Origin of the sequence: Prosthecobacter sp., from assembly GCF_044226605.1 — a bacterium.
In the GTDB taxonomy this organism is placed as follows: Bacteria; Verrucomicrobiota; Verrucomicrobiia; order Verrucomicrobiales; family Verrucomicrobiaceae; genus Prosthecobacter.
The window spans coordinates 58,628-82,693 of record NZ_JBGAGS010000028.1 but is presented as its reverse complement, the minus strand read 5'-3'; the positions used below and the strand labels follow the sequence as shown (position 1 = coordinate 82,693).

The 24,066-nt window shown below is 61.6% G+C and carries 18 protein-coding genes; 5 read left to right on the top strand and 13 right to left on the bottom strand.

Annotation, left to right across the window (positions count from 1 at the left end; all coding sequences use genetic code 11):
- Positions 1 to 104: 104 nt before the first annotated feature.
- Positions 105 to 1,634, bottom strand: coding sequence for a PQQ-binding-like beta-propeller repeat protein (locus tag ACILSO_RS28320; protein WP_395740854.1), 1,530 nt, complete (start codon positions 1,632 to 1,634; stop codon positions 105 to 107).
- A 111-nt stretch (positions 1,635 to 1,745) separates the two neighbouring features.
- Between ACILSO_RS28320 and ACILSO_RS28315 the strand changes: the two genes are divergently transcribed.
- Positions 1,746 to 2,741, top strand: a complete 996-nt coding sequence (locus ACILSO_RS28315; protein ID WP_395740853.1) for a hypothetical protein — start codon at positions 1,746 to 1,748, stop codon at positions 2,739 to 2,741.
- Between the two features lie 66 nt (positions 2,742 to 2,807).
- On the opposite strand, the gene ACILSO_RS28310 is transcribed toward ACILSO_RS28315, so the two are convergent.
- The 3 genes from ACILSO_RS28310 to ACILSO_RS28300 all read right to left on the bottom strand — a co-directional run bounded on the left by ACILSO_RS28310 (position 2,808) and on the right by ACILSO_RS28300 (position 6,177).
- Entirely contained in the window at positions 2,808 to 3,584 is a 777-nt protein-coding gene (locus tag ACILSO_RS28310) for a transporter substrate-binding domain-containing protein (RefSeq protein ID WP_395740852.1), read from the bottom strand.
- 6 nt (positions 3,585 to 3,590) lie between these two features.
- Positions 3,591 to 5,543: an NAD(+) synthase gene (locus ACILSO_RS28305; RefSeq protein WP_395740851.1), complete on the bottom strand. Its 1,953-nt coding sequence runs from the start codon at positions 5,541 to 5,543 to the stop codon at positions 3,591 to 3,593.
- A gap of 217 nt (positions 5,544 to 5,760) precedes the next feature.
- Positions 5,761 to 6,177 carry a thiol-disulfide oxidoreductase DCC family protein gene (locus ACILSO_RS28300; RefSeq protein WP_395740850.1) on the bottom strand — a complete coding sequence of 139 codons (417 nt, stop codon included), beginning with the start codon at positions 6,175 to 6,177 and terminating at the stop codon, positions 5,761 to 5,763.
- A gap of 115 nt (positions 6,178 to 6,292) precedes the next feature.
- On the opposite strand from ACILSO_RS28300, the gene ACILSO_RS28295 reads away from it, so the two are divergent.
- Positions 6,293 to 6,811, top strand: coding sequence for a hypothetical protein (locus ACILSO_RS28295; protein ID WP_395740849.1), 519 nt, complete (start codon positions 6,293 to 6,295; stop codon positions 6,809 to 6,811).
- Between the two features lie 6 nt (positions 6,812 to 6,817).
- Here ACILSO_RS28295 and ACILSO_RS28290 read toward each other — a convergent pair whose 3' ends face one another.
- The 3 genes from ACILSO_RS28290 to ACILSO_RS28280 form a co-directional block, all read right to left on the bottom strand.
- On the bottom strand, positions 6,818 to 7,459 hold the full coding sequence (locus tag ACILSO_RS28290; protein WP_395740848.1) for a DUF1361 domain-containing protein: 642 nt from the start codon (positions 7,457 to 7,459) through the stop codon (positions 6,818 to 6,820).
- Between the two features lie 236 nt (positions 7,460 to 7,695).
- Positions 7,696 to 8,769 (bottom strand): 23S rRNA (adenine(2503)-C(2))-methyltransferase RlmN, encoded by a 1,074-nt coding sequence (gene rlmN / locus ACILSO_RS28285; RefSeq protein ID WP_395740847.1) that lies wholly within the window; start codon positions 8,767 to 8,769, stop codon positions 7,696 to 7,698.
- Positions 8,769 to 9,386: an MBL fold metallo-hydrolase gene (locus ACILSO_RS28280; RefSeq protein ID WP_395740846.1), complete on the bottom strand. Its 618-nt coding sequence runs from the start codon at positions 9,384 to 9,386 to the stop codon at positions 8,769 to 8,771. The genes rlmN and ACILSO_RS28280 overlap by 1 nt, the downstream gene beginning before the upstream one ends.
- Before the next feature lie 108 nt (positions 9,387 to 9,494).
- On the opposite strand from ACILSO_RS28280, the gene ACILSO_RS28275 reads away from it, so the two are divergent.
- From ACILSO_RS28275 to ACILSO_RS28265, 3 genes are all read left to right on the top strand, one after another.
- Positions 9,495 to 11,885 carry a carboxy terminal-processing peptidase gene (locus ACILSO_RS28275; RefSeq protein WP_395740845.1) on the top strand — a complete coding sequence of 797 codons (2,391 nt, stop codon included), beginning with the start codon at positions 9,495 to 9,497 and terminating at the stop codon, positions 11,883 to 11,885.
- 56 nt (positions 11,886 to 11,941) lie between these two features.
- On the top strand, positions 11,942 to 12,418 hold the full coding sequence (locus tag ACILSO_RS28270) for a molybdenum cofactor biosynthesis protein B (protein WP_395740844.1): 477 nt from the start codon (positions 11,942 to 11,944) through the stop codon (positions 12,416 to 12,418).
- Positions 12,419 to 12,692: 274 nt separating this feature from the next.
- Positions 12,693 to 14,072: a Gfo/Idh/MocA family protein gene (locus ACILSO_RS28265; RefSeq protein ID WP_395740843.1), complete on the top strand. Its 1,380-nt coding sequence runs from the start codon at positions 12,693 to 12,695 to the stop codon at positions 14,070 to 14,072.
- A gap of 388 nt (positions 14,073 to 14,460) precedes the next feature.
- On the opposite strand, the gene ACILSO_RS28260 is transcribed toward ACILSO_RS28265, so the two are convergent.
- The 6 genes from ACILSO_RS28260 to ACILSO_RS28235 form a co-directional block, all read right to left on the bottom strand.
- A complete protein-coding gene (locus ACILSO_RS28260) occupies positions 14,461 to 15,939 on the bottom strand; it encodes an IS1182 family transposase (RefSeq protein WP_395738144.1) in 1,479 nt (492 codons plus the stop codon).
- Between the two features lie 169 nt (positions 15,940 to 16,108).
- Positions 16,109 to 17,512, bottom strand: coding sequence for a DUF1501 domain-containing protein (locus ACILSO_RS28255; protein ID WP_395740842.1), 1,404 nt, complete (start codon positions 17,510 to 17,512; stop codon positions 16,109 to 16,111).
- Positions 17,512 to 18,930, bottom strand: a complete 1,419-nt coding sequence (locus ACILSO_RS28250) for a DUF1501 domain-containing protein (RefSeq protein WP_395740841.1) — start codon at positions 18,928 to 18,930, stop codon at positions 17,512 to 17,514. The genes ACILSO_RS28255 and ACILSO_RS28250 overlap by 1 nt, the downstream gene beginning before the upstream one ends.
- Positions 18,927 to 19,493, bottom strand: a complete 567-nt coding sequence (locus ACILSO_RS28245) for a hypothetical protein (RefSeq protein WP_395740840.1) — start codon at positions 19,491 to 19,493, stop codon at positions 18,927 to 18,929. Before ACILSO_RS28245 ends, ACILSO_RS28250 begins: the two co-directional genes overlap by 4 nt.
- A 3-nt stretch (positions 19,494 to 19,496) precedes the next feature.
- Positions 19,497 to 23,210, bottom strand: a complete 3,714-nt coding sequence (locus ACILSO_RS28240) for a DUF1553 domain-containing protein (protein WP_395740839.1) — start codon at positions 23,208 to 23,210, stop codon at positions 19,497 to 19,499.
- A complete protein-coding gene (locus ACILSO_RS28235; protein WP_395740838.1) occupies positions 23,207 to 23,992 on the bottom strand; it encodes an IclR family transcriptional regulator in 786 nt (261 codons plus the stop codon). Before ACILSO_RS28235 ends, ACILSO_RS28240 begins: the two co-directional genes overlap by 4 nt.
- Between the last annotated feature and the right edge of the window lie 74 nt (positions 23,993 to 24,066).

Below are 24,066 nucleotides of genomic sequence, written 5' to 3'. Positions count from 1 at the left end.
CGAAAGCGCCGGAGGCCCGGCGCACATCAAAACGCTCCGCGCTCGCGGCTGCGCCGGTGCTCACGACGCCATCCCTGCAGACCTGTTTTCAAGTGAGCGTGGTATCACTTCGCCGGCAGTTCATAGCACACGGCCTCGCGGTCATTCCGCAGCAGCAGCCAGCGGCCTGCCAGCGTTGGCGGGTTCCATGTCTTGGAGTTCAGGGCTTCCAGGCGGGACACTTCTTCCAGGCGTTCGGGATTGGCTTTGACCAGGGCTGCGAATCCTTTCTCCGCCTGCACGATCATCCACTGGTCTCCCACCCGGACCTGCTGGCCAAAGCCATAGCGCCCTTCGCGCCAGCCGCGCTCACCGGTGGCCAGATCCACGCAGCAGAAGGTGCCTTCATCCAGGGCATAGGCGTGCGTGCCGAAAACACTGGCGCTGCTGAATTTCGTGCGCGGTGCCTTGCTTTCCCATACGGAAGCCGCGCTCAGCTTGCCTGCGCCATCCGCCTTGATCTCGAGCAGATGGCTTTTAAGTCCGTAGCTGCTGGTGATGAAGATGCGCTCCGGCGTCACCTGCACGGGCTGCCCGACTTTGGGAAACATGCCCGGCCACGCAAAGTTCCACAGCACTTCGCCGCTGGCAGGGGCATGGCCGGTGACGGAGTTGCTGTTTAAATTCACGATCTGCTCGCGCCCTGCCAGCGTGAGAAGCACCGGGGAGCTGTAGCTGCCGCCATCCTCTCCCGCCTTCCACGCCAGCTGCCCGTCTTTGCGCCGGTAGGCGATGAGGGAAGGCCCGTTGTCTCCCCCGCTGCAGATCACATGGTCCCCCACGATCAAGGGCGCGGCGCTCTTGCCCCACTCCGGATTTTTCGTGGTGCCGCTGTCCTTCAGCACCTCATGGCTCCAGCGGACTTTTCCCGTGCCCAGTTCCAGACAGTTGAGCAAACCATTGGCCCCGAGGGTGTAGAGTGCATTCTCGGCTGCATCCACCGTCGGAGTGGAGCGGGGACCGATGCCGCCCATCGCCTCGTCAAAGCGCGTCACGTCTGCGTGGGACCATAGAAGCTTGCCGGTGGCGATGTCGTAGCAGGTCACGTATTCCTCCGTGCCCCGCTGCTCCTGGGTGATGGCACGGCTGCCGGCGACCGCAAAACCAGCCCAGCCGTCTCCCACTTTGATGCGCCACACTTCACGCGGCGGGTGGGCTTTCCAGTCCGTCTGCCAGTCGGGCTCTGGCAGTATGCCGTCTCCTTTGGCGCCGAGAAAGCGCGGCATGTCCGCCACTCCGGCTGGCGTGGCAGACGGAGCGTTGGCGGCTGCAGCGGTGTCTTTGAGGGAGGGCAGCACGGCCTGCTTCTGCCAGCGCCAGGCCAGGCTGGGCATGGCAGAACCGTCGGCAGAGCCTTCGTAGCGCACCAGCATCCGGAATGCCCCCGCGATGGCGGCGACTCCCAGCACGAACAAGCCCAGGCGCTTCAGGCGCACCCCGCCTTTGTGCAGTGCCCACCACAGGCCGAGGATCAGGAGCCAGAGCGGGATGAGGAACATGACACTCGCCGCGCGGAACACGTGATCTGTGGCCCAAAGCCAGGCAAACAGGCCGCCGCAAAGCAGCGTGAGGATAACAGGGAATTTAGGGATCATGAGGCAGCGTGATGGGGATTTCGGGCTCAAATTACGCCTGCCACACGGCAAAGGAAATGGCGGGCGATATTTTGCGTATGTCTCATTCTCCGCCAGACCCTACCCACCATCATGAAACAATTTGTACTTTCTCTGCTCGCAGCCACCAGCCTCTGCGCCGCCGACCACGTCGTCTATGAACCCGCGGGCGCCCCCAAGGGAAAGCACATCGTGCTGCTCTCCGGCGATGAAGAGTACCGCAGCGAGGAGGCCATGCCCATGCTCGGCAAGCTGCTCAGCCAGCGCCACGGCTTCAAATGCACCGTGCTTTTCAGCGTGGGTGCCGATGGCGTCATCGATCCCACCGCCGGTGGCAGCCTCAGCCATCCGGAGGCGCTGGATTCCGCCGATGCCATCGTCATGCTGCTGCGCTTCCGCCACTGGGATGAAGCCACGAGCAAAAAGTTTGAGGCTGCGGTGAACCGCGGAGTGCCCATTGTCGCCCTGCGCACCAGCACCCATGCCTTCAGCGGCTACGCCAAGGACAGCCCGTTTGCGAAATGGAACTTCAACAACGACGGAGGCTGGGGCCGTAAAGTTCTCGGTGAGACGTGGGTCAGTCATTGGGGCAGGCACAAGGTGGAGGCCACCAAGGGCATCATCGAGGCCGCGAATGCCAGCCTCCCTGTGCTGCGCGGTGTGAGCGATCTCTTTGCCAACACCGACGTGTATGAAGCCGCGCCGCCTGCGGACGCCACCATCCTCGTGCGCGGGCAGATCCTGCAGGGCATGACCGCAGACACCCCGCCGGCCAGCTACAAAAAGGCCACCGCCGGCAAGGTGGAGCAGGAAGTGAACACTCCGATGATGCCCGTGGCCTGGCTGCGCGTGGTGAAGAACGACGCAGGCACCACAAACAAAGTCCTCGCCTCCACCATGGGCGCCGCCACCGATCTCGAAAACGAAGGCCTGCGCCGCCTGGTGGTGAACGGCGTCTTCTGGGGCCTCGGCATGGAAGTGCCGGAGAAGGCAGATGTGCGCATCGTCGGCGAATACAAGCCCACCATGTACGGCTTCGGTGGCTTCCAAAAAGGCCTCAGGCCCGAGGGCTTTGAACTGGCGAAGTAAGGCTGTGGAGAGCTTTGGCCCGCTCTGAAAACCTCGCGGTTTTCCGCAGCGGGTTGAAGCTCCCCGTCACTTCAGTTCAAACACAAACGGCAGCCTCTGGTCTGCCATCATCTTCTTCTCGGTCGCCATGAACTTGTCGGCCAGCCTGCCAAAGCTGCCGTCTCCGCGCATGCGGGCCAGCACTTCGTTGACCTTTGACTTCAGCTCCTCATTGCCCTGCTTCAAGGCGACGGCCCAGACCTCCTCGCGCAACGGGGCGAGCAGCGCGCGCGTCTTCGCTTCATACTTGAGATGATAATTCATGATCGAGAGCTGATCGTAGATCCACGCATCCACGCTCCCGTTCACCACTTCCATCACGCAGGAAACATCCGCGTCCAGGGCGATGATTTTGGCATCCTTGAGGTTTTCCCGTGCCCAGCTTTCGCCCGTGGTGCCGAGGCGTACGACGATCTTGCGGCCGGGCGCTTTCATATCCTCGGCTTTCTGGATCGGCGAGTTTTTGGGAGTGAGCACCGCCAGCCCGGTCTTCACATACGGCTCTGAGAAGTCGATGGATTTGCGCCGCTCCGGCGTCGCCGTCATGGACGAAAGCACCAGGTCGATGGATCCGGTGCGCAGCGCGGTGATGAGACCGTCGAAGTTGATGTTTCGAAACTCCACTTCCCGCCCCAGCGCTTTGGCGATTTCACGCCCGACCTCGATGTCCACGCCCTGGATCTCCCCCTTGGCATCAACGAATTCGAAGGGCGGATACGTGGCGTCCGTGCCGATGATGAGCTTGTTGCTGCGGGAGCAGCCGCAAAGCGTGAGGAGCAGTGTGAGTGCGAGATGGCGAAGCATGGTTTTTCAGGAGTTTAAATCGCCGGCATAATCGCTCGGCATGCGCCAGTCGCCACGCGGAGACAGGGCAACGGAGCCGACTTTGGGGCCGTCCGGCACGCTGGAGCGCTTGAACTGGTTTTGCGCGAAGCGCCTGAAGAACAGGGCAAGCCACTTCGCAATCGTGTCATCGTCGTACCTGCCGGCAAAGGCCTGTGCGGCCAGCCAGCGGATTTTTTCAGCGCTGCTGCCATGGCGCACAAAGTGGAACAGGAAGAAGTCATGCAGCTCATACGGCCCCACGGCGTCCTCGGTTTTCTGCTGCAGTGACTCATCTGCCGCCAGCGGCAGCAGTTCCGGAGAGATCGGCGTGTCGGCGATGTCGCGCAGGATGGCCCCCGCCTTGTCCGCAAACGGACCTTCCGCGCACCATTCAATGAGATAGCGCACCAGCGTCTTCGGCACACCCACGTTCACGTGATACATGGACATGTGGTCGCCATTGAAGGTGCACCAGCCCAGCGCCGACTCGGAGAGGTCTCCGGTGCCCACGAGGATGCCGCCGGTCTTGTTGGCCACGTCCATGAGGATCTGCGTGCGCTCACGTGCCTGCGAGTTCTCATAGGTGGTGTCGTGCTGGTGCTCTGAATGACCGATGTCCGCAAAGTGCTGCCGCACCGCGTCATGGATCGAGATGGTGCGCAGCTCCACATTCAGCGCTTCGGCGAGGTTCTCGGCATTCCCCTTCGTGCGCGAGGTGGTGCCAAAGCCCGGCATCGTGATCGTCAGCGCCGCGCTCGCCGGCATGCCTGCGCGCTTGATGGCCTCTAGCATCACCAGCAGCGCCAGCGTGGAGTCCAGACCGCCGGAGAGTCCCAGCACCGCCGTCCTGGCGCGTGCCTGCTTTAAGCGGCGCGCGAGGCCCGTGGCCTGAATGGCAAAAATCTCCTCGCACACCGCGGCACGGTCCGCTTTGGCCGAAGGCACAAACGGATGTGCCGAGAGCGGGCGCTGCAGCCGGTCATCTCCTCCGAGCGCTGCTCCAAGGCTGAAGGCCACACGGCGGAAGCCGATGCTGCCTGCCTCATCGCGGAAGGAGGTGCTCTTCAGCCGCTCATGCGCCAGCAGCTGCAGATCCACGTCCGCGACGACGCTGCGAGTCTCGAAAGAAAAGCGCTCCGTTTCACCGAGGAGATTGCCGTTCTCTGCCACCAGTCCGTGGCCGGAATAGACCACGTCCGTGGTCGATTCACCGGCGCCAGCTCCCGCATAAATATAAGCCGCCAGGCAGCGCGCGGCCTGCTGCGCCACGAGGTGGCGGCGATACGGGGCCTTGCCCAGCACTTCCGTGCTGGCAGATGGATTGGCCAGCAGCATGGCTCCCGCGAGAGCGAGATGGCTTGAGGGTGGGATCACCGTCCACAGATCCTCGCAAATCTCCACACCGAGCACAAAGCCCGGCACATCCAGCACTTCAAAAACCAGGTCTGTGCCGATGGCGACATCCTGCTCGTTCAGGCGCAGGGTGGAAAGGTTCAGCGTGTGCGCAGGCGAGAACCAGCGCCGCTCATAAAACTCGGCTGAGTTCGGCAGGTAAGTCTTCGGCACCAGTCCGAGCAGGCGGCCTTTGGCCAGCACCGCGGCCACGTTGTAAAGCCGGTCCTGCACTCTCAGCGGCAGACCCACCACCAGCACGCAGGGCAGGTCCTTGGTGGCTTGCACCAGATCTGCCAGTCCCTTCACTGCGGCGTCCAGCAGCGCCGTGGTATGAAACAGGTCCGCGCAGGAGTAACCCGTGAGGCACAGTTCCGGGAACACCGCCAGCCGGCAGCCCCGCTGCGCCAGTGTACGCGCTTCCCGATCAATGATCGCCACATTCTTCGACACATCTCCCAGCACCAGTTCGGAGGACACGGCGGCAACACGCACAAAGCCAAGTCGTTCACGGGTGGCGGTCGGGGTAGGGGATGCTTGCGGCATTGGCAATCCTAGCACGGGGTGTGCAGGGTTTGCGAGGGAGAAGTACGATGGGCACTTCTGCCCTTCGATCAGCGTGGGAAGACCACCCCCGGTGTACGAGCGGCCACTCGGTGCCGTTTCGTCGAGTCGATGTTCATGCGTTCGTTCGCCATGCGGCGTGCTGAAGCTGGTGTGTGTCCGAGGGAGCGCTGATCGACAGACAGGAGTGTCTGTCGTGCTACTCCAGCATGCGTGCCTTGAGCTCTTTCGTCGGCATCATGCACGCATCATCCCTGCCAAACCACCGGTAGCGATTGCGGGCGATGACGTAGTACGCGGCATCCCGTAGGACGCGCGGCAGCAGTTTGAAGATGAGCGCGAGCTTCCACATTCCGCCGAGTGTGCGGGCGATTTCGAGGGGGGCATCGCTGGCTTTGAATGCGCCCCGGGGGGTGAGAAACAGCATCGCATTCGGTGCGGCGGGATCGAGTCCATGTTGCGTGTAGAGCTTGCTGCCCAGCGGGCTTTGAATGGGGGCGAATTTGATCTTACCCGCCGGATCGCGCCGCAGAATGAACTTCACGCTGTTGTCGCAGAGATGGCAGACGCCATCAAAGAGCAGCAGGTGATCGTGGCTGGGATCGTAGTGGGGCATGCGGGGAAGTAGGGCGGAGACTCTGTCAAAGAAACGAAAAAGATAGGCAGTGAGACGCCAGCGCCGGCTGATTTTTAGCTCGCTTCTTTTTTTCGTTCGTCTCAGGTTCCGTCCGATGAACGCTCCCGTCACCTCTTTCATTCTCACGCTCCTTTGTGCTGTCTCATTTGCCAGCTGTGCGGGCGGCGGCGCGCCCTATGCCGAGCTTAAAAGCTCCGGGACTCTTTCTCCCAGCACAGGCAAGGGGAGGGTGATTGTTTACCGCACCTCAGGCCTCGCGGGCAAGGCGTCCAAGCCCTTTGTCTGGGTGAACGATGTCAAATTTGCCCAGCGCCTCGCCCGCGGCGGTTTCTATTCCTATGATGCCATGCCCGGCCCGCTTCTCGTCGAGTTTGCCTGGCACGATCATTATTCAAGCCCGGCAGAAACAGCCGGCATCGCGCTGACAAGCGGTCTGATCGGTGTGGGAATGGATCACCTGATGGGGCATAAGAGAAAAGGGCTGACCCTCCAAGTCCCTCCCAATCAAACCTGCTATGTCCTCTTCGATGGCCGCAAGCTCAGCCAGGTCAGCAAAGAAGAAGCGGAAGGGGATCTGGAGCATTGCGGCCTCCTAAACCCATCCGGCAGATAGCGTCGCTCAATCCTCCCGGCGGTGATCATGCGTGGCCGAAAACCAAAACAAGTACGCGAAAACGAGCAAGGTGCCAAAGCCCAGCGTAAAACCCCAGGTGCGGGTGTTTGCCAGCGGATGCATGATGTAGCCGGCAATGCGGCCCAGCAGTGAAAAGGGGCGGTGCACGAGGTCCCAGCTGTTCCAGCGGTCAAAGCGGCCGAGGTAAACACCAAAGCCGCTCAGTCCCAAAGTGCCGATCGTGACGCACCAGGCCGTCGCGTGAGAAAACTTCCGCGCAAACCAATGCTGCACGATGTGCAGGGACTGAAAACCAAACCACAGCGACACGGCGGCAAAAGACAGCAGCATCAGCAGATCCAGCCACTTGGGCACCGGAGTCTTCGTCTCGTTCAAATGCAGCAGATCCGTGAGCACGTAAGGTGCATTGGGAAAGAACAGCAGCCAGACCGCCAGCAGCGGCAGCGCAAGCGTGAGGCTCTTAATTCGCCGCAGGCCCAGGCTCAGCCCCAGCGGGATGGCCGCCAGAAAAAGATTCCACATCATGAAGGAGTAGCCGTGATGCCCCGCGAGGTGAAAGCGCAGGCCGAGCATGATGCTGCACCACAGGCAGGCGAACAGATTCAGAAGGAAAATGCGAGCGGACATGACGGACCCAAGGATACTCCTTCCCTGACAACAGCAAGTGCGGCTCCATTTATGGAGATGATTTCACGCCGGGTTCACGGGGAGTTCACTCCCAGCGTATGGCGTGCGCGACAGCGTCCCCGGAGTGCGTGCGGTTTACCGCCGCTTTCGAACGTCCATCAGCCCGCGCAAAGCTCCATAGGACTGCGCATTGATTCGCCGCTTCGGTTTCAAAACACCCTCGCCTCCTCCCCACCTCACACCCCTACCTTCCGCCGCTCCCGCTTCGCCGCCTTGAGCTGACCACACCCCGCCGCGACATCGATGCCCCGCCGCTGCCGGATCGTGCACGGAAATCCTGCGTCCTGCAGGATCCGATGAAACTCATCTGCTGCCGTCCCGCTGCTTTCCTCTCCTGCATACCCGTCCGTTCGATTGAGCGGAATCAGATTGATGTGCGCGTCCAGTCCCTGAAGCAGTTCAGCGATGCGTCTGGCATGCTCCGGCGTGTCATTCACGCCATCGATCAAGGTCCACGCAAAAAAGATGCGGCGGCCGGTTTGATCGTTGTAGCTGCGGCAGGCGGCCATCAGCTCGGCCAGCGGCCAGCGCTGGTTGGCGGGGATCAGTTTCGCCCGTTCCTCCTCGGTGGCGGCGTGCAGGCTCACGGCAAGGTTGTAGGGCCGGTTTTCCGCCGCCATGCGCAGGATGCCGGGCACCACGCCCACAGTGGAGACGCTGATTTTGCTGGGGCCGATGTTCAGCCCGCGTGTGTCGCAGATGATGTCCAGCGCGGTCATCACGGAGTCGTAGTTGTGCAGCGGCTCGCCCATGCCCATGAAAACCAGATTGCGCAGGCCCTTTTCCCCCTTGGCACGCACGCAGCGCTGCGCGTGCAGCACCTGGGCCACGATTTCTCCCGGGCGCAGGTGGCGCACAAAGCCCATCTGCCCCGTGGCGCAGAAGACGCAGCCCATGGCGCAGCCGGCCTGGGTGCTGATGCAGGCGGTGTGGCGTCCCGTGTAGCCCATGATCACGGTCTCGATCTCCTGGGCATCGGCCATGCGCAGGAGGAACTTGTGCGTGAGGCCGTCGCTGCTGGGAGTATCCACGGAAACCGGCGGGACATCGAGCATCCAGGAGCCGTCGCTGAGCACCTGCGTGAGCCATTTGCGCAGGGGCGGCGGCAGGTCCTCCCGGGCCAGCGGGTCGGCCATGGCCCTGAAGTGCAGGGTGTTCCAAAGCGTGCCCGCATGGGCGGGGCGCAAACCTGCGGCCACGATCTGCTCGCGGAGCTGATCGAAGGTCAGGTCATGGAAGGATCGTGGCATCAAGTGAGGTAGGGGTTCTCGCGCTTTTCCCGGCCGATCGTGGTGTCGTCGCCATGGCCAGGAAAGACGCGGGTGTCGTCCGGCAGCACAAAGAGTTTTTTGATGATGCCGCTGAGCAGCAGTGCTCCGGAGCCACCTGGGAAGTCGGTGCGCCCGACGCTGTCCAGGAAGAGCACGTCACCGCCGAAGAGCAGGTTTTGCGAAGGGAGATGGAGGCAGAGGCTGTCAGGGGAGTGGCCTGGAACGTGGTAGAGCTTGCATGATTCTCCGAGGAGTTCGAGTTCGCTCTTTCCCTCCAGCACTTCATCGACTTCAAAGGGCGGCACGGAGAAGGGGCTGCCCGTCACGGCGCCATAGAGGATCTCCAGAGTCAGCTCGCGGGAGTAAGGCGCAAAGGAGTAAACCTGGCAGCCGTGGTCGGCCCTCACTGCCGCAGCGTCCAGCACGTGGTCAAAGTGCTGGTGCGTGAGGAAGAGGGCGTCCACTTTGATTTTCTGCTGCTTAAGCCATGCGCCTATTCCATCGGGTGCGTCTACCAGCAGGTTGCCCCCTGGTAGGGAGATCAGGTGACCATTGGTGGCGGCGATGCCGCCGGTATAAGTGGAGATTTCAGGCATGGGGATGGGCGAAAGACGGGAAAGAGTTGGACATTTCAACCCAGAAAAGGCAAAATCTGAACGCAAAACGCACCGCGAGGTTCGTTATAGATTTGGACGACCCCCACCATGACTCGCTTTTTACTCACCCCCGTCGCGGCAGCGGCCACCGCCCTCGCGCTCCTCATTCCCTCGGCGCAAGCGGAGACCAACTTTGGCCAGGTGGCCATGCATGTGGCCTACATGCTGCAGAATCATCACTACTCGAAACAGGATTTTGACGACAAGGTGTCCGGCGAGATGCTGCACAACTATCTGAACATGCTGGACTTCAAGCACATCTTCTTCACTGAGCAGGATGTGGCCGGCTTTAAGGACAAGTATGAGACCACGCTGGATGACCATGTGCTCATGCGCAACATCAGCCCCGCCATCGAGATCTACGACATTTACAAGGAACGCGTGAAGGAGCGCGTGGAGTTCCTCAAGAAGGCCCTCGATTCCAACAAGTTTACCTTTGACTCGAAACGCACCATCGAGATCAAGCGCGACAAGGCCCCCTGGCCCAAAGACAAAGCCGCCCAGGACAAGCTCTGGCTGGACATCATTGAGGACAATCTGCTCGCGGAACGCATCGCCGATGAAACTCGTGCGCGTGAAGAGAAGAAGAAGGCTGAAAAAGCCGCCGCCAAGAAAGCCGCCTCTGCGGATGCCAAGACGGATGCCCCCGCTACTCCTGAGAGTGGAAAGGTGGAGCCTCCACAAAAGCCTGCGGCTGACGCGCCCAAAGTCGCCGCCAAGACCGACTCGAAGAAAGGCAAGGACGACAAAGACCTGACGCCGAAGGAGCGTGTCCTCAAGGACTACACCCGCCTCTTGGAGAGCATCGAGGAAAACGACACCAAGGACGTCGTGAACTTCTTCCTTTCCAGCCTCGCCACCGCTTATGACCCCCACACGGAGTACATGAGCACCGATGAGGCAGACAATTTCAAGATCCACATGCAGCATCAGCTCGTGGGCATCGGTGCGCTGCTTGGCCAGAAGGACGACGGCGCTGAAATCCAGGGCATCGTCGTGGGCGGCCCCGCAGACAAGCAGGGCGAACTCAAGCTCAACGACCGCATCATCGCCGTCGCGCAGGGCGATGACGAGTTCGTCGATGTTAAGTATCTCAAGCTGCAGAAGATCGTGGACATGATCCGCGGCGAGGAGAAATCCACCGTGCGCATCAAGATCGTCCCTGCCGACGACCCCTCCGGCAACAAGATCATCTCCATCGTGCGCGACAAGGTCCCGCTCAAAGAGAAGCTCGCCAACGCCGAACTGCTCGTCACACCTCCAGATCTTGGCAAGACCCTCAAGGTCGGCTGGATCAACCTCTCCAACTTCTACGCCGACATGGACAACGGCACCGTGAGCACCAGTGCTGACGTGGAGCGCCTCCTCCGCCGCCTGATGAAGGAAAAGATCGACGGCCTCGTGCTCGACCTCCGTGACAACGGCGGTGGCTCCCTCGATGAAGCCATCAAGCTCACTGGTCTCTTCATTCCTGCCGGCCCCGTGGTGCAGGCCAAGGACTGGCGCGGCAGCATCACCTGGCGCGACTGCGAAAACGAGAAGCCCGTTTATGACGGCCCAATGATCGTCCTCACCAACAAGGCCTCCGCTTCCGCTTCGGAAATTCTTGCCGCCGCCCTGCAGGACTACCGCCGTGCTCTGATCGTGGGTGACAAGTCCTCCTTCGGCAAAGGCACCGTGCAGACCATCCTCCCCGTGGAGCGCTACATGCCCTTCTTCAGCGACAAGAAAGGTGCTGGCGACCTCAAGGTGACGATCCAGAAGTTCTACCGCATCGCCGGTGGTTCCACCCAGCTCAAAGGCGTGGAGGCCGACGTGCCGCTGCCTTCTATCCGCGACGTGCTCGACATCGGCGAGTCCTCTGCTGAAAACCCGCTGCCTTATGACACCATCCCGCCGCGCAAGTATCCTCTTTTCCGCAAGGATCCATTCCCGATCGATGAGATCAATGCCCGTGTGAAGAGCCGCCTTGCCACCAATCCTGAGTTCCAAAACGTGGTGGAAGAATCCAAGCGCCTGAAGGAAAAAATCGACCGCAACACCGTCACCCTGAACCTGCAGGAGCGCGAGAAAGAGCGCCTCGACACCGAAGCCCGTCGCGACAAGCAGAACGAGGAGCGTGCACAGCGTGCCAAGGAAGTGGCCGAGCGCATCAAAGACGCTGGCTTCAAGGTTTACCACCTCACCCTCGACAATGTGGACAAGTCTGAACTGGTGCCTGAGTCCGCCTTCACCAAGGAAATGAACTCTGGCATGCGCACCGCCTCCAAAGATGACGACAGCAGCAATGACGGCGCCAAGTTCCCCTACGGCATCGAGCCGGTGAAACTGGAAACCATCCACATCCTGCGTGACCTCCTGGAACTTGACCACAAGCCTACCACGGCGGCCAAGTCCGGAGATAAGGCTCAGGACACCACCAAGCCGCAGGCACAGTAAATTCTTTGCCTCGCTTGCCTGATCCTCATTCACATCAAACGGGCGCTGCACTTCCCATGCAGGTCGGAATCATCACCGTTTCCGACCGGGCCAGTGAAGGTGTGTACGAGGATCTAGGCGGTCCCGCCCTGAAAAATGCAGCAGCCGGGTACGGCTGGAATGTCGCTGCCGAGGCGATCGTCCCGGATGACCTCCCCCGTCTTCAGGAGGCCATCCGCTCGTTCTCTGCCCAGGGGTGTGCTCTCATTCTCACCACCGGCGGCACTGGCATAGCCGAGCGTGACGTCACCCCTGAGGCGATTCGCGGCATCATGCGTGTGGAGATTCCCGGCTTCGGCGAGCTCATGCGCATGCGGTCGCTTGAACTGACCCCGAACGCCATTCTCTCCCGCTGCCTCGCCGCAGTGGTTGATCGAAGTCTCGTCATCGCACTGCCAGGAAAACCGCAGGGTGCCGTGGACTGCCTCGGCTTCGTCATCGGAGCCATCCCCCATACCGTGAAGCTGGCCCAGCGCGTGCCCACGAGCTGTTGAGGCTAACGCGTGCGCCTCGCGTTTTGGAGTGCGCCGGACCTCCGGCGCTTTCCGAACGTCCAAGGGGTATTCGCAAGGCTCCAGAGCGCTGGGGCATTGACTCGCTTTCCTCGCCCTCCGGGCAGCCTGCGGCTGTCTATTTGCCTCCGGCGGTCTTCTGCCTGCTGCGCTCCGGTTCCAGAACGCAAAGCGCACTCGTAACGAGTCGCATTTTGCGGCTGGACTTGCCACGGCACTCTCGTTTAAAACTCTCCTGTCAGCCCCAATCACTCCCATGAAACGCATTCCTGTTTCCTCCCGCCGTCAGTTCCTTGCCAAGTCTGCCGCAGCCATTGGCTTCCCCACCATCATCCCTGCCAGCGTGCTGGGACAGAATGCTCCCTCCAACAAGATCACCATGGCCGTGTTTGGCTGGGGCATGATGGGGCCGGGCAACACGGCCAAATTTCTCCAGGAGCAGGACTGCCAGATCGTCGCCGCCTGCGACATCGACAAACGCAATCTGCAGAAGGCCCTGGACACGATCAACGGCTCCTACAAGAACAAGGACTGCAAGCCCTACCATGACTACCGCGAGGTGATGGCGCGCAAGGACATCGACACGGTGATGCTGGCGCTGCCGGATAACTGGCATGCGCTGACGGCCGTGGAGGCCGCGAAGAACGGCAAGGACATCTACGGCGAGAAGCCGCTGGCGCGCACCATCGCCGAACAGCAGGCGATTGTGAAGGCGGTGCAGAAGCATGGGCGCATCTGGCAGACGGGCTCCTGGCAGCGCAGCGAGGACAACTTCCGCATCGGCGCGGAGATTGTGCGGAACGGCCTGATTGGAAAGCTCAAGGAAGTGCACGTGGGCCTGCCGAGCGGGCACAATGACTTTGCCGGTACCAAGGACAAGCGCAGCGTCACGCCTCCCCCGGCCGAGCTCGATTACGAAATGTGGATCGGCCCGGCGGCGATGCAGGACTACATCGAGTGCCGCATTCACAAAAACTGGCGCTGGGACTACAACATTGGCGGCGGCCAGCTTCTCGACTGGATCGGCCACCACTGCGACATCGCCCACTGGGGCATGAACATGGACAGCAGCGGCCCGAACGAAGTGAGCCCCATCCAGGTGGACATGCCACCGCGCACCGACATCTGGAACACCGCCACCAAGTACCGCGCCGAGGCCAAATATGCGGGTGATATTTTGATGACCATCGCCGGCGGCCACGACGACATCAAGATGGGCACCAAGTGGATCGGCACCGACGGCTGGGTATATGTGAACCGCGGCGGCGCGTATGACTGCTCCAATCCGGCGTTCAAGCAGATCGTGAAGAAGCGCAAGGACGAGAAGGACCCGAAGAGCGAGATCATCGAAGTGGCCAAGGCTCCGAAACTCGGCGACGACGTCATCAAGACGCGCCTCTACGAGACGAAGGGCCACCACCGCAATTTCCTGGACTGCGTCAAGAGCCGCCAGCCCACCGTCACCCCGGTGGAAACCGCGCATCGCAGCGCCAGCCCCGGCCATCTCGCCCTCATCTCCTTCCTCACCAATCGCGCCATCAAGTGGGACCCCGTGAAGGAGGAGATCTTGGGCGATGCGGATGCGGCGAAGCTGCTCAGCCGTGAGTATCGCGGGCCTTGGAAGCTGGAGGTATAGTTGCGCTCCGGCTGAAGGTTGGGTGTGTTTGGCGTCGAAGGCATTGCGGTGCTTTCGACGCACCGCCCGACTGCGAGGAATTTCGCACGCTATGGCGTTTGCGGTGCGCTGATGGACGGGCGGGCTGTCGCCACACCCATCCTACGTCCTCTTGCGCGATCACATCTCGCAGCTCTTTGAGAAGCGAGCATGCTGGACTCCGACGACGGCGGGCTGAGGACACAGGCTGTGTGAAAACACTCTTTTTAGAGAGGCCTGCCCGGAATGCCGGTTAAATTCTGGCATTCTGCCAAGCGATTTTGCCTTCAGTGCTGTGCTGCTTTCCTGAGCGCTTGTAATGCGCTTATCAGAGGGAGGGTGCAGGGCATTTGAGGCCCGTTGACTCCCGTCATGCCGCCTTGGGCAGCGCTCTGAGCAGTTCGCTCATCGGTTTGAGATTGAGCACGCGCCTGAGGTTGTAGGCCAGCGCGCTGAGGCTGAACTCAGCTTTCACACGCTCCAGTCCGCGGGTCAAAAAGTCGCCGTGCCCCCATTGCTTGAGCGTGCCAAACACATGCTCGACCACTTCGCGCCTGCGGGCGCTGATCGCTGATTTTCCGGCCATGCGTGCCGCTGCCCGCTCCAGCACGGCTTCATTGCGCAGACGGTGGATCTTCCTGTAGCTGCCGCCGGTGCACCGGGCCTTAAGAGGGCAGCTGCGGCAGGCCGCTGCATTGGCATAGTGCAGGACGGTCTTGCCGTGGCTGCGGCATTTGCCCCGCAGCCTGAGACGCTTGTCTCCGGGGCATTGATACTCGTCTGCCACCGCGTCGTAGGTGAAGCGCTCCTTGCCAAACACTCTGCTGCCGTCCCTGCTGCTGCGTCCGCTGGTGCTGCCCTGCGCAGGCACATAGGTGATGATGTCTGCGGCTTCACAGGCTTCGAGCTCGTCGGCCGAATGGTAGCCTTTGTCGGCGACCACTTCGAGGCTCGGCACCTTGAGTTCAGTCTTCGCGGCCTGGGCGATGGCGCCGAGCTGGCCTCGATCACAGGCCGACTGCACCACCTCTTCGGCGACGATGAGGTCATGCTTTGCATCCACGGCGACCTGCACGTTGTAGCCGATGAAGAACCCGCCGCGCTGCGTGTCGCACATCTTGCGTGCATCGGCGTCGGTGAGCGAGACTTCGGTCCGGGCGCTCTTCTGCATCTCTGCAAGCAGCGCGGCATGCTCCTGGCGGCTGGCGCGCAGTCCGGCGATCTTTTCGGCCATGGTCTCAGGCTTCCTGCCGCCGGCGGGTGGCGAAGAGGAAGGCGGCGGTGGCGGCCCCTGCTCTGCATCATGCGTGTCGAGCTCGCGCAGGTAGTCATCAATGCGCTGGTCGATGTGTTTGATCACCTCGCGCAGCTGCTCGGCGTTGAAGTGGCGGCGCCTGCCGTTGCTGGCCTTGAACTTGCTGCCGTCGATGGCCACGAGCTCCGCGCCAAAGAGCTCGAGTTTGCGGCACAGCAGGTTGAACTCGCGCAGCACGCCTTTGAACGCCTTGCGGTTGTCACGGCGGAAGTCGGCGATGGTCTTGAAGTCCGGGCGCAGGGTGCGCAGCATCCAGATGACTTCGAGGTTGCGCGCAGCCTCCGCCTCCAGGCGGCGGCTGGAGCGGATGCGGTTGAGGTAGCCGTAGAGGTAGAGCTTGAGCAGGTCGGCCGGATGGTAAGGCGGACGCCCGGTGCCCTTGGCTGTGCAGCGCTCAAAGCCCAGGGCCTTGAAGTCGAGCGACTCGGCATACGCATCGATGAAACGCACGGCGGCTTCCGCTGCGACGTAATCATCCAGGCATGGCGGCAGCATCTGCAGTTCGCTGCGATCAGTTCCTCGAAGGTGGCTCATGCCCATCTTGTTGCGCATGAACGCCCCCGGTCAAACCGGTGAAATAGTTTTCACACAGCCTGGACAGCCCGCCCTACCTTGCGCTGGGCTCTCGCGTACCGAGTACTGGTAGGGAGGCTGATCCTCCAGCCTCCGCCGAACGTCTCCTGAATTCCTATTGGAGCAGCGCCTACGCGATCACATCGCGGAGTACGTTGCCGTGGACGTCGGTCAGGCGCAGATCTCTTCCGCTGAAGCGGTACGTGAGCTGCTCATGGTCGATCCCCATCTGATGCAGCACCGTGGCCCACAGGTCATACACGGTGCAGGCATTCTCGGTGGCATGGTAGCCGAAATCATCCGTCGCACCATAGATGTGCCCCGGCTTGATCCCACCGCCCGCCATCCACAGGCTGAAACCATAGGGGTTGTGGTCCCGCCCGTCCGTGCCCTGCGCAAAGGGCGTGCGGCCAAACTCACCGGCCCAGATCACCAGGGTGCTGTCCAGCAGGCCGCGTGATTTTAGGTCCTTCACCAGTGCGGCAATCGGCTGATCCACCTGATACGCCATGTTCCCGTGGCCTTTCTTGATCTGCCCATGCTGATCCCATGGATTCGCCGCCTGATTGCCGCCAAGTTTTTGCGGCAGGCAGCTCAGCTCCACAAAGCGCACACCGCGCTCCACCAGCCGCCGCGCCAGCAGGCACTGGCGCGCATACGCGGTGCGCGTGTCGTCCGGACCGTCCATGCCGTAGAGTTTCTTGGTCGCCTCGGTCTCGCCGCGGATGTCGCACAGCTCGGGCACGGCGGCCTGCATGCGCCAGGCCATCTCATAGTTCGCAATGGCGGCATCCACATGCACATCGTGCTGCGCCATGCTGGCAAAGCGGTGGTCCATGGAGCCGATGAAATCGAGCTGCCGGCGCTGCATGTTTTTTGGCTGATGTGCGCGGATGTTTCGCACCGCTTCCTCTGCATCCGCCTGCACAATGCTGGCCTGATGCTGTGCGGGCAGGAAACCATTGCTGAAGACGCCCACGCCGCCATGCGGCACCGTGGCGCCGCCGCTTTGCAGCACGATGTAGCCCGGCAGATCCCGCGACTCCGTGCCCAGGCCGTAGCTGGCCCACGCCCCCGCGCTCGGATAACCGAGGAAAGGGAATCCGCTATGCATGAAAAAGTTCCCCTGCGCATGCTCGCTGAATTTCGCCGTCATGCTGCGGATCACGCAGATCTCATCCGCCACGGTGGCCATGTGCGGGAAAAGCTCGCTCACCGGCATGCCGCTCTCTCCACGCTGTTTGAATTCCCAGTGCGCCGGCTGCACTGTGCCGTTGTTGTTAAACTGCGTCTTCTGCACCGCCACGGGCATGGCCTGTCCGGCGTATTTCTCCAGCAGTGGCTTCGGATCAAACGAGTCCAGGTGCGAAACCCCGCCGCTCATGTAGCAAAAGATCACGCTGCGCGCCTTCGGCGCAAACCGCTTCGCCCGGTGCACCGGAGACTCCGCCTGCAACAGCGACGCAAGCGCGGCCATGCCAAAACCCGTGGAGGCATTGGCGAGAAGCTGGCGGCGTGAAAGAGGGAGGTTCATCAGGCAAAAATGTCTTTCAATACATTACCATGTACGTCTGTGAGGCGCAGATCGCGACCGCTGAAACGATAAGTAAGCTGCTCGTGATCGATGCCCATGAGGTGCAGCACAGTGGCCCAGAGGTCATACACGGTCGAGATGCCTTCGACGGCGTTGTAGCCGAAGTCGTCCGTGGCACCGTGGACGTGGCCGCCTTTGACGCCGCCGCCGGCCATCCAGACGGTGAAGCCGTAGGGGTTGTGGTCGCGGCCATTGCTGCCCTGCGCGAAGGGCGTGCGGCCAAATTCTCCGGCCCACACGACGAGCGTGCTGTCCAGCAGGCCGCGTGCGCGCAGGTCCTTGAGCAGGGCGGCGATGGGCTGGTCAATCTGGTTCCCCATCTTGCCGTGGCCTTCCACGATGGCGCTGTGGTGGTCCCAGGGGTTGGCCCCGTTCCCGCCGCCGACGTTGTAGGCCAGCGTGCTGAGCTCGATGAAGCGCACGCCGCGCTCCACCAGACGCCGCGCGAGGAGGCACTGGCGTGCATACGCGGCTTTCTTCGGCTCGGGATCGTCGAGGCCGTAGAGCTTTTTGGTCACTTCGGTCTCGCCGCTGATGTCGCAGAGATCCGGCACGGCGGACTGCATGCGCCAGGCCATCTCGTAGTTTGAAATGGCGGCCTCGATGTGCATGTCGTGCTGCGTGGTGCTGACGAAGCGGCGGTCCATCGCTCCGATGAAATCGAGCTGCTTGCGCTGCATGCCCTGTGGCTGGCGCGGTCGGATGTTCGCCACCGACTCAGCTTCATCCGCTTTCACGATGCTGGCCTGATGCTGCGCGGGCAGGAAGCCGTTGCTGAAGAGGCCCACACCGCCATGCGGCGTGGCGGCGCCGCCGCTCTGCAGCACGATGTAGCCGGGAAGATCCCGCGACTCCGTGCCGAGGCCGTAGCTCGTCCACGCGCCTGCGCTCGGATAGCCGAGAAATGGGAAGCCGGTGTGCATGAAGAAATTTCCCTGCGCGTGCTCGCTGAACTTCGCCGTCATGCCACGGATCATGCACAGCTCATCTGCCACGCTGCCGATTTGCGGAAACAGCTCGCTGATTTCCAAGCCTGATTGTCCGCGTGGTTTGAACTCCCAGTGCGAAGGCTGCACGGTGCCGTTGTTGTTGAACTGCGTTTTTTTCACCGCCCCCGGCATCGGCTGGCCTGCGTACTTCGTCAGCAGCGGCTTGTGATCAAACGAGTCCACGTGCGAGGCTCCGCCGCTCATGTAGAGGAAGATGACGCTGCGGGCTTTGGGAGCGAAGCGCTTGGCGCGGTGGACGAGGGGCTCTGCTGCAAGCGCCTCTTCTTGCATGAGTCCGGCAAGTGCCGCCATGCCGAAGCCGGTGGAGGCGCGGGAGAGAAGTGCGCGGCGGGAAAATGGCATGTTCATTTGGCTTCGATTGGCTGAAGGCTTTGGCGGACTTCGGGGGTGAGGTCTTTGTCGATTAAACCGACTCCGAAAGATCCTACTTTATCCCAGGTGGATTGATGTCGTTCGATGAACGTAAAGAGTGGCTTCCCGGCGATGGTGACAGGCCAGATGGCGCGGCTGCTGAAATTGGTGCTCAATGCCAGAGATCCACACAGGCCTTCTGCACCCCAGTGCTTGGCCAACTGATCCCTCACTCCGTCACACCCTGAGCAGTAGTTGGATGCTTCGACCCAATTGAAGTCATTGGTCACAAACACCATGAACCAGTCATCAATCATCGGGCCATTTTCTGTGGTGTATTCACCAAATGCCGCGATCTCGCTGATGAGAATCTGCCAACTGCCGTAGTCTGGTGAGGCATAGACCAGGGTTGAGCCATTGATGCTTAAAGCACCTGATTTTGGATCAGGCTCGGTCTTTGGAATCGGGTTTCCAGCACGGACATCTTCCAGCAGGCAATCAATGCCCCTGAAAGTTGAGCGAAACAATGTTCGCGAAAGAATGTCCGTGAGGAAGCCCATGCGTTACTGCAGATAAATAAACTCTTTCAGGTTGATGAGAGATTGTGCGAAGCTGGTCCAGGCTTGAAGGTTCACATCATCTCCGGTGCTCGCGCGGAGGGATTCGATCTTGGGGGTGAGATCCTTGCGTTTGAGGTTGAGCTTGGAGAGCTGCACGCGCTGCTCGGCGGTGAGGGTGGCGATGATGTCGGCCTCGGTGATGTTGCTGCCCTCGATGCGGGCAGTTTGTGAGATCTCTTCCGGCGTCAGGGCGCGGTCGTAGAGGCGGGCGCGGAAGATGCGGCCGGTGAGGCCTTTGTTGCCAGCAGGGGAGCCGTGGCGGCAGCCGAGGAGGATTTGAGAAGCGTCGGCTTCAAAGATGGCGGCGGGCGCTTTGCGGTAAGTGCGGCCGTAGGGCTTGCCATCGCGGTAGCCGGAGATGGTGCCATCGGGCTGGTACACCACGGCCACATGCACGGGGCGGGTGGTGGCCTCGGTTTCGGCGCTGCCTTCAAAGAGTTCGCTGCGGTCAAAGAAGTTGCTGCCCGCCACCCAGTGCTGCGGCGTTTTCTCCGCGAAGACGATGGAGTCAAACTGGCCGCCGTCCTTGTGCTGCAGCGTGATCACACCGCCACCGCGCTGGGCGAGATTGTCCAGCATGACCCAGGCTTCGAGGGTTTTCGTCTTCACGGGTTTCGGCAGGGACCCGGTCTTTGCCATCGACTTGCCATCGAGAATAAGCGCGCCTTTTTCGATGCGGGCCGTGCCGGTGAGTTCGAGGTTCATGCGGCCCTTGGTGTCCTTGCCATCTTTGTCGAAGGTCCACTCGGCGAGAGGCTCGGGAGTATTGACCGGCGCGGCAGGCAGCTTGCGCTCGGCCTGCAGTTTCTGGCGCGCGGGGTCGAGGATGGCGGCCATCTGCTTGTTCACCTCGGCCGCCTGCTGCTCCTGAAAAGCCAGTTCCTTGACGTGCTCATTGTTCTCCTGCTGCAAGGATGCGAGGTAGGCCAGGCTCTGCTTCAGTTCGTCCGCCGTGGTTTCACGTGCAAAGGCCTCGCGGAACATCAGCTTCACACGTTCCTCATCCGGGACTTTGCTGGAGCGCAGCGCCCATTCGCGGGACCAGCGGATGACGTTGTTGTCATTGAGCAGGGTCAGAGACTGCGCGGGCACGTTGGTGGTGTCGCGCTTGCCACGGGTGGCAAAGGGCACGGGCGAATCAAAGGTGGTGAGGAAGGGATCGAGCGCATTGCGCACGACACGCACATAGATGCTGCGGCGCGGCTGGCCGCTGCCTGCGGGCTCGCCATAGAGCTCCGGCTCCAGCTTGCCGGTCAGCGTGAGTATGGAGTCGCGGATGGCCTCGGCCTCCAGCCGGTGGATGCTCCAATGACTGAGCCATTTGTTTTCCGGGTCCTTCTGCATCGCCACTTCGGAAGCCTGCGCGCTGCGCTGGAAGGCTTTGGAGCTGATCATGAGCTTGAGCATGGCCTTGATGTCGCCGCCACTGTCGATGAAGCGCTGCGCCAGGAAGTCCAGCAGCTCGGGATGCGTGGGCAGGTCCCCGAGTTTGCCGAAGTTGTCCACGCTGGCCACGATACCACGACCAAACACATGGTGCCACAGGCGGTTGACGATGACACGCGCGGTGAGCGGGTTCTTTTTCATGTCCGCCATGTGTTCGGCCAGCTGCAGGCGGCCGCTGCCGGTGGCGTTGAAGGGCAGGGGGGCGAGTGCATCCAGGAAATGACGCGGCACCACATCGGTGGGTTGCTTGTGATCTCCCCGCACGAACAGCGGCGCATCCTTGGCATCCGCCTCGATGACACCGGGCACGCGAGTGGGGGCGGGCAGCCGGGCCTCCACCTCGCGGTACTGCTTCACCAGCTTCGCGGCTTCCGGGATGTCCTTCAGCTGGTTCGGCAGCAGCCCGGCCTGCACCATGCGGTTCAGCGCCTCGGCCTGGCTGTTGGTCAGAGTGCCCTTCTGCCAGGCCTGGATGACCTCCGGTGCGGAGAACGGCATGCGCACTTCCGCAGCAGGCGGAGTTTTGTCCTTGGTGATCACCACATCCGTGAGGCCAAACCAGGAGCGGGCATCCTTGTTAAACTCAGCGGGCATGTCCGCGGCGGTGACAATCTGAAGGAAGATCTCGTCGCCCTTCCAGAAGTCGAGATCGAGCGAGCGCCAGCCGAGTTTTTCATCGCGGGGTTCACTGAGCAGCACCGCTTTGTGAATCGTGCCGGTGCGCGGATAATTCTGCACCACATACTTGGCCTTCACGCCGCCATTGCCCGCGACGCGGAACCAGAGCGTGCCGCCTTCGCATTTGAAGCGGTTGGAAAACAGCACGGCGCGATCCTTGGTGGTGAGGAGATTGCTGAAGTAGCCGCCGGGATAAATCTGCGACACGACGTTGTCGCCCTCCAGAGCCAGGGCAAATTCGCCTGCTTTGGTCAGGCTGACGCCATTGGTGAACCACTGGTATTTGTCGAGGCCGGGATGTGCGGAGTCGGAGTTGTCATAAGAGACGCTCTTTGGTGCCACCTTCAGCCAGTGCGCGGCCACAGCGTCTTTGATCTGCGCTTTGATCTTTGCCAGTTCTTCGCGCTCCTCCTTGCCAGTGCCGGGCGCATTCACGTCAATGACCGCAGGGTGGGTGCTGGTAAAGATGCCGTACAGGGAATAGAAGTCCGCCTGGGAGATGGCGTCAAACTTGTGATTGTGGCAGCGCGCGCAACTCACGGTCAGCGCCTGGAATGCTTTTGTTACTGTGTCGATCTGGTTGTCCGTGAAGGTCACCATTTCATCCAGCGAATCCACGGGGGAGAAACCATGCAGCACCATGCGAAGCTGCGCGATGCCGATGGCGCTTTCATTGATGCCGTTCTTGAGGCGGGGCTTCGGCAGCAGATCTCCGGCGATGGCTTCCTTCACGAGCTGCGGATACGGCACGTCATCATTGAAGGCACGGATGAGGTAGTCGCGGTACTGATGTGCGTAGGGGATGGCGGGGTCGCCTTCGGAGCCGTAGGTTTCAGCGTAGCGCACCCAGTCCATGAAATGGCGCGCCCACTTCTCGCCGTACGCCGGGCTTCCGAGGAGTTCATCAATGCTCTTGTAACCAGCCGGCGGCAGGCCGGTGAGGATGTAGCTCATGCGGCGGCGCAGCGTCTGCGTATCCGCTGGTGGCGCGGCGGGGATGCCTTGTTTGGTGAGTTCGGCATCGATGTAATCATCAATGCTTTTGTTCGCTGGCTGCGCGGAGATGGCTTGAAAGGCCCACCACTGCTTGCGTCGGTCCAGGATGCTTCTCCAGTCCGTTTCTTTGGCGATCTCTGCCTTGGACGGGGGTGTATCACGCGGGTCGGCGGCGCCATCGCGGATCCACTGCTCAAAATCGGCCACCACCTTGTCATCCAGTTTCGCTCCGGCCTTCGGCATCTTGATGTCGTCGTGCTCGTGCTTGATGGTCTGCAGCAGCAGTGAGCCCTCCGGGTCGCCCGGCTTGATGACATCGCCGGATTCACCGCCGGCCTGCCAGCCGGGACGGGAGTCGAGGACGAGGCCGCCTTTCTTTTTGGTGCCGGTGCTGTGGCACTCGTAGCATTCCTGCGCGAGGATGGGGCGGATCTTTGACTCGAAGAATTCGATCTGCGCCGGAGCCGGGGGTGGTGCGGCTTTGCCGCAGAGGGGCAGAGAGGCAAGGAAGGCAGAGATGAGGAAATATTTTTTCATGCCAGGAGTCTGCGGGTGATGGCTTCTGCGGCTTCGAGGCAAAGTTTGCCGGCTTTATCAAACTGGTCGCGCTTCAGGCGGAAGGAGGGGGACATGACGGTGATGGCGGCCACGGGGTAGCGGTATTCATCCAAAATAGCGGCAGCTACACAATGGATGCCTTCCAGACCCTCGGCGATGTCAGAGGCAAACCCTCTCTTGCGCGTTTTCGCCAGATCCGCGCCCAGGAGGGCAGGGGTGGCCAGCGTGGTGGGCGTATACTGCTTGAGCTGCACGGCCGCAAAGAACTGATCCAGCTCCTGCGGCGGCAGGTGCGCCAGCACCGCCTTGCCCGGCGCGCAGGAATACATTGGCACCTGAAGGCCCACGGTGCTGCTCACCTTGATGGGCTGGGAGGAGATGCACTGCTCCAGCACGGTCATCTTGTGATTCACGCTGGCGAGAATCTGCGTGGTCTCGCCGGTTTCATCGCGCAGCCATTTGAGGGATTCCAGCGCGCAGACGACGAGGCTTTTCTCGCGCACCTGCGGGCGGGAGAGATCGAAAAGCTTGTTGGTGAGCACGAAGCGCTTGTCATCCTCACGACGCTGCAGGTAGCCGCGGCTGTGCAGCGTTCCGGTGATGCGAAAGACGGAGTTCACCGGCAGGTCCAGCTCGCGTGCGATCTCGGTGAGGCTGAGGCCAGCGCGGTGGCGGCCGAGGAGTTCGAGGATGGCAAGAGTGCGCTCGGTGCCTGGGGCGAGCGTGTCTTCGGCGAGGGGGATGGCGGCTTCTTGGAGCATTCTGGATTTAGAAACGCTCCCACATTTGGAAAACTATCGGGAATCTCAGGGTGGTGCTGTGATAGGCATTTGCA

Coding starts and splice junctions, on each gene's coding strand:
- ACILSO_RS28275 (WP_395740845.1), top strand. CDS start 9,495: ATGACTCGCTTTTTACTCACCCCCGTCGCGGCAGCGGCCACCGCCCTC.
- ACILSO_RS28305 (WP_395740851.1), bottom strand. CDS start 5,543: ATGCCGCAAGCATCCCCTACCCCGACCGCCACCCGTGAACGACTTGGC.
- ACILSO_RS28295 (WP_395740849.1), top strand. CDS start 6,293: ATGAACGCTCCCGTCACCTCTTTCATTCTCACGCTCCTTTGTGCTGTC.
- ACILSO_RS28300 (WP_395740850.1), bottom strand. CDS start 6,177: ATGCCCCACTACGATCCCAGCCACGATCACCTGCTGCTCTTTGATGGC.
- ACILSO_RS28235 (WP_395740838.1), bottom strand. CDS start 23,992: ATGCTCCAAGAAGCCGCCATCCCCCTCGCCGAAGACACGCTCGCCCCA.
- ACILSO_RS28290 (WP_395740848.1), bottom strand. CDS start 7,459: ATGTCCGCTCGCATTTTCCTTCTGAATCTGTTCGCCTGCCTGTGGTGC.
- ACILSO_RS28240 (WP_395740839.1), bottom strand. CDS start 23,210: ATGAAAAAATATTTCCTCATCTCTGCCTTCCTTGCCTCTCTGCCCCTC.
- ACILSO_RS28315 (WP_395740853.1), top strand. CDS start 1,746: ATGAAACAATTTGTACTTTCTCTGCTCGCAGCCACCAGCCTCTGCGCC.
- ACILSO_RS28320 (WP_395740854.1), bottom strand. CDS start 1,634: ATGATCCCTAAATTCCCTGTTATCCTCACGCTGCTTTGCGGCGGCCTG.
- ACILSO_RS28265 (WP_395740843.1), top strand. CDS start 12,693: ATGAAACGCATTCCTGTTTCCTCCCGCCGTCAGTTCCTTGCCAAGTCT.
- ACILSO_RS28250 (WP_395740841.1), bottom strand. CDS start 18,930: ATGAACATGCCATTTTCCCGCCGCGCACTTCTCTCCCGCGCCTCCACC.
- ACILSO_RS28245 (WP_395740840.1), bottom strand. CDS start 19,493: ATGGGCTTCCTCACGGACATTCTTTCGCGAACATTGTTTCGCTCAACT.
- ACILSO_RS28310 (WP_395740852.1), bottom strand. CDS start 3,584: ATGCTTCGCCATCTCGCACTCACACTGCTCCTCACGCTTTGCGGCTGC.
- rlmN (WP_395740847.1), bottom strand. CDS start 8,769: ATGCCACGATCCTTCCATGACCTGACCTTCGATCAGCTCCGCGAGCAG.
- ACILSO_RS28255 (WP_395740842.1), bottom strand. CDS start 17,512: ATGAACCTCCCTCTTTCACGCCGCCAGCTTCTCGCCAATGCCTCCACG.
- ACILSO_RS28280 (WP_395740846.1), bottom strand. CDS start 9,386: ATGCCTGAAATCTCCACTTATACCGGCGGCATCGCCGCCACCAATGGT.
- ACILSO_RS28270 (WP_395740844.1), top strand. CDS start 11,942: ATGCAGGTCGGAATCATCACCGTTTCCGACCGGGCCAGTGAAGGTGTG.
- ACILSO_RS28260 (WP_395738144.1), bottom strand. CDS start 15,939: ATGAGCCACCTTCGAGGAACTGATCGCAGCGAACTGCAGATGCTGCCG.